The organism is Stenotrophomonas geniculata ATCC 19374 = JCM 13324 (assembly GCF_001431625.1).
GTDB classification, from domain to species: Bacteria; Pseudomonadota; Gammaproteobacteria; order Xanthomonadales; family Xanthomonadaceae; genus Stenotrophomonas; species Stenotrophomonas geniculata.
Genome location: NZ_LLXT01000063.1, coordinates 1 through 4,790, shown reverse-complemented (window position 1 = coordinate 4,790; position 4,790 = coordinate 1). Strand labels below are relative to the sequence as shown.

At 68.0% G+C, this 4,790-nt stretch carries 3 protein-coding genes and 1 pseudogene; 2 read left to right on the top strand and 2 right to left on the bottom strand.

What is annotated here, in order from left to right:
• The first annotated feature begins 421 nt into the window (after nt 1-421).
• Nucleotides 422-829 carry a YciI family protein gene (locus tag ARC63_RS03480; protein WP_010484148.1) on the top strand — a complete coding sequence of 136 codons (408 nt, stop codon included), beginning with the start codon at nt 422-424 and terminating at the stop codon, nt 827-829.
• Here ARC63_RS03480 and ARC63_RS03475 read toward each other — a convergent pair.
• Nucleotides 807-2,888 carry an NHL repeat-containing protein gene (locus ARC63_RS03475; RefSeq protein ID WP_057502520.1) on the bottom strand — a complete coding sequence of 694 codons (2,082 nt, stop codon included), beginning with the start codon at nt 2,886-2,888 and terminating at the stop codon, nt 807-809. The two genes, ARC63_RS03480 and ARC63_RS03475, sit on opposite strands and share 23 nt — an antisense overlap.
• A gap of 165 nt (nt 2,889-3,053) precedes the next feature.
• On the opposite strand from ARC63_RS03475, the gene ARC63_RS03470 reads away from it, so the two are divergent.
• A complete protein-coding gene (locus ARC63_RS03470; protein WP_057502519.1) occupies nt 3,054-4,574 on the top strand; it encodes a tetratricopeptide repeat protein in 1,521 nt (506 codons plus the stop codon).
• Nucleotides 4,575-4,667: 93 nt separating this feature from the next.
• On the opposite strand, the pseudogene ARC63_RS23110 reads toward ARC63_RS03470, so the two are convergent.
• Nucleotides 4,668-4,760: pseudogene (locus ARC63_RS23110) on the bottom strand (lytic transglycosylase domain-containing protein); the annotation flags it as partial.
• Nucleotides 4,761-4,790: the final 30 nt, after the last annotated feature.

The following is a 4,790-nucleotide window of genomic DNA, read 5'->3' as shown; positions in this document are numbered from 1 at the left end:
GTGCCCCGCCTTCGACAGTTGACCGGTGGCCAGTAGATCCACGCCATGCGTGGATGAATCTCTGTCAGATATCGAAATTCAAACTGGGGTCAGATCCGTTTTCCTTCGGAAAACGGATCTGACCCCGTCGGCATGTCCAACAGCTCGCAAGAATCTGTCGAAGGCGGGGTGGGTCCGGTTGCGGGAGTGTCCGCGGCATGGATGCCGCGGCCAAGCCCCCAAGGACGGGTTTACGGCGTCCCCCGACCCGCCTATCCACCCGGCAAAGCCCATGAACCCAGCTTTCAGCGACCAACCCAACCCCACCACGGAGGGGCTCCGCCGTTCGCCGACCCTCGCCGAAGGCGCGCCTCCCGCGCTGCAACATGCCCACGCGCAGACCTGCGCCATCATGGGCACCCGCCCCCGCCAGGACCGTGCCATGCAGCAGTACCTGCTTCTGATCTACATCGAGCCTGCCCTGCTGCAGGCCCTGCCCATCGAAGAATTCAACGCGCTGATGCGCGACTGCCTGGCCCATGCCGACAAGCTGCAGGCCGAGGGCACGCTGCTGGCCGCGCAGAAGCTGCAGCCGGTCGACACCGCGCAGACGCTGCGCGTGCGTGACGGCCACAGCCGCGTACTGGATGGCCCGTTCGCCGAAACCCGCGAACTGCTGGCCGGCTTCAACCTGATCGTCGCCCGCGACCGCGACGAAGCCATGCGCATCGCCCGCGACTTCCCTTGGGCACGCTTCGGCAGCATCGAAGTGCGGCCGCTGGAAGACATGGACGCCGAGCGCGAACGCTGCGGCGCCCCGGCTGCCGCTATGGCAGCAGCCGTACCCTGATCTCGCGCGGGCCGATGCCGTCGTTGCCGCTGTAGTCGCGCACACTGGCGCGCACGATGTACTCACCCGGCGGCAGCGCCGACGGCTGCCAACGCCCGGTTTCCATCAGGCCGTCACGCACGGTGTTGGTGGCCAGATAACGGAAACGGGTCACCGCGCTGCCATGCACGGTGATCCCACTGTCGGGGGCGTAGGCCACGCGCACCGCTTCCTTCTGCGGCGGCATGCGGTTGAACACGATGTTCCAGCGCGGCTGCTCGTAACCCTGCAGCGGCTGCCCAGCCGCATCGAGGATCTGGTAGCCCACCTGGTACATGCCCAGGCGACGGCGTGGCAGGTTGTTGTCGACTTGGTCCCAGGCCTCGATCACGATCTGCACGCCACGCCCCTGCCGCGCCACCATCACCACGCCGTCGCTGCCGGCGGCCATGGGCTGGTCGGTGTCGTCCAGCAGCGCCACATCGGTGACGCGCGGTGCGAAGTGATCGGCGTAGTTCTGGAAGCCCAGCGCCACGGCATTGGTCTCGAAGCCACCAGTACCCACGGCCAGGTGCACATGCGCCTGGTTGTTGATGCTGCCCAGGCGATCGCCGACGTGGATGCGCATGCCGCGCCGCACGCGCATCCGCTCCAGCTTGCCCTGCTCGTCGTACAGCGCCTGCCAGCGCGCATCGAACGGTTCATTGCGTGGGGTGCGGCCCACCCGCATGTGGATGTACTTGAGGCGATCCACGGCCAGGCCCTCGGCCTGCTCGCCCAGGCTCCAGGCGGCCATCGGGCTGCTGATCTTGCCATCGGCGATCGCCAGCACGGTCTGGCCCACATCACCGCGCACGTCGAAGCCACCGTGCAGGTGATGGCGACTCTCGCCCTTGAAGTTGCCGCGCACTTCACCCAGTGTGCCGACTACTTCGTGCCAGCCATCCTGCGGCGCCAACGGCCAGCGCCCGCCGGTATCGGGCAGGGCGGCATCGGCGGCCGGGCCGACCAGTGCCGGCGCGGGCAGGTCGCCTACCGGCAGTGGGCGCAGGCGATGCAGACGGTAGCTGGCGGCGTCGGCCACCAGCACGCTGCCATCGGCATCCATCGCCAATCCGCTGGGGCGGGCCAGGCGTGGCAGTCGACCGTTGCCGACCAGCGCGATCTGGTGGCCCTGGGGCGTCACCTGCACGATGCGGCCATCAAGATCACCCACGTACAGCACGCCGTCGTGAGTGGTGGCCAGCGACAGCGGCCCATTGATCACGCCACCGGCGGCGACCACGGTGCTGACCGTGCCATCAGCGCCCATGCGGCGTACCGCGTTGTTGAACAGATCGGCCACCAGCAGCGCGCCCTGCGCATCGAAGGCCAGTGCCACCGGCGTATCGAAGCGCGCCGCAGCGCCCACGCCATCGGCCATTCCCGGGCGCTCACCGCCGGCAAGGGTGCGCACGTTGCCATCAGTACCGATCACCCGGATGCGGTCGTTGTAGGTATCGGCCACGTAGACCTGGCCCTGCGCGTCCACCGCGATGCCCATCGGCGCATCAAAGCGCGCCTGCGCGGCCGGCCCATCGGCATAGCCCTGTTCACCACCCGCCAGCGTGGTCACCTGCCCATCGGTGCCGATCCGGCGGATCGCATGGTTGCCGGTGTCGGCCACATACAGGTTGCCCTGCGCGTCGGCGGCAATGCCCGAGGGCGTATTGAAACTGGCCTGCAGTGCCGGGCCGTCAACGCGCCCCTCGCCCTGCCCGGCCACCGTTTCAACACGGCCATCGGGAAGGCGGCGACGGATCCGGTTGTTGTCGCCGGCATCGGTGAAATAGACGCTGCCATCGGCACTGCGCAGCAACGCGTACGGATCGGCGAAACGTGCCTGCGCGGCGGCGCCGTCGCGGTTACCCGGGTGGCCATCGCCGGCCAGCGGTTCGATCTGCGCGGTCCACGCCAGCGGCGTTGGAACCGGACCCACCGGTTCAGCCAGCGTATGCAGCGGTGTCTCCCACCAGGTCGCAGCCAATGCCACTACCGTCGCCAACGCTACGCCTGCCGCCATCCATTGCCACCGTGCCATCGTGCTGCGCTGCCTGCCTGCTGCCTGAAGAGGCACCGACAATAGACGCTGAACGCACGATCCGCCATGGCCAATCGTACGGCCAAACGCCAGAGTCCCATCCATCGCGCTTGTTCTCGCTGGCTGCAGCGGGTTCAATGCGGTTCCCACGGATGGAGATCCTCCATGCCCCGCATCCTCCCCCTCGCCGCCCTGCTGATTGCCGCATTGGCCAGTTCATCCGCCACCGCCTCGATCACGTTGGTGCCACAGAAGCCGTCCGTCACCGCCGATGCAATGCATCAGGCCTATGCCACGCGATGGGATGAGGCCATCCAGCAGTCGCGCAGTGGCAACACGCTGGGCGCGCTGATCGCGATGGAACGGCTGATGGAAGATCCGATGCTGGATGACTTCGATGCCGAACATCGCGGCCGCGCCGCGCAGGTGGCCGGCTGGACCGCGATGGTGCAGAAGAAGCCCGACCAGGCCCGCCGCTACCTGCAGCGCGCTCAGGAAGCACTGCCGGACGATGCGCAGATCCTGCTGACCCTGGTCTCGGTGGAACTGTCCGAGAACCAACCAGCGCCCGCCACGAAGCACCTGGTGCAGGCACTGAAGCATGCCGACGCGCCGTTGCCGGTGGACCGCCACGCGATCAACTACCTGCAGTTCCGCCTGCGGGACCAGCCGCAGCAGCGCATGGAACTGCTGCAGGCGCTGTTCGACAACGGCTGGAAGAGCGGCGGCCTGGAACCCACCGGACTGTGGCTGGCACTGGCCACGCTGCAGGCCGACAACGGCCGTGGCGACGATATTCCCGCCACGCTGGCGCGCATCACCGGTCCCGCCGAAATCATCCGCCTGCGCAGTGACAAACGGTTTGACCGCTATGTCGACCGCGCCGATGCCCGCTTCGATCCGGTGCAGGCTGCACAGAAGCACCTCGACGAACTGCGGGTTTCCGGCCTGCTCGACCGGGCGCTGGATGCACGCATGGCCGAGTTCAGCAGCACGCTGCTGATGCTGGACCGCAACGAGGAAGTGCTGGCACTGACCGATGGCATGGCCAGTGCGGCGGCCGAGGGCGAGTCGCCCTCGGCGGCGGAAGCCGAATGGGTGGCGTGGCTGCTCAACAGCCGGCTTACGGCGCTGCGCCGGCTGGGCCGTACCGATGATGCGCTGGCGGCAGCCAAACTGGCCGCACGCATCGGCGCACTGGGCCCGGATGGTGCCGAGCACCAGTTCAACGTCGGCTTCGTGTTCAGTTCGCTGGGCCGCATGCAGGATGCCGCCATTGCGGTGAATGACATGCCGGGCCTGGCCGGTTACGGCAAGGCGGCCCAGGCACTGCTGCAGTTCGTTGCCGCCCGTGAACGTGGCGATGCGAAGGCCGAACAGGCCGCACGTGCAGCGATCCTGGCCCAGGGCGATGACGCGCGCCTGTTCCAGCGCGAGATGCTGCTGGACGAGGGCAATCTCGACGGCGCCGCTGCCGTGCTGATCGAACAGCTGCGCTCACCCGTCGAGCGCGGCGAGACACTGGCCTCCCTGCAGGACATGCGCACCTATCCGTCGCTGCCCGGTGACGTGAAGATCGATGCGGCCTGGCGTGCGCTGAAGCAACGCGCCGACGTGCAGGCCGAGGTTGCCCGCCTGGGCCGCATCGAACGCTACGAACTGGTCAGCACCTCCACCTCGCGCTGAGGAGCTTTTGTGTAGCGCCGAGCCCATGCTCGGCTGCGCCAATTGCAGCCGAGCATGGGCTCGGCGCTACACCGTGCGTACAGCGCCACTGGCCTAGCGCGCCGGCACCTCGGTACGGATGCCCATCGCCTCGCGGTAGCGCGCGTACAGCGCCATCACCTTGTCCACATAGGCCATGGGTTCGGCCTAGGGCGGCGCGCTCGTGTCGCGCGCGAC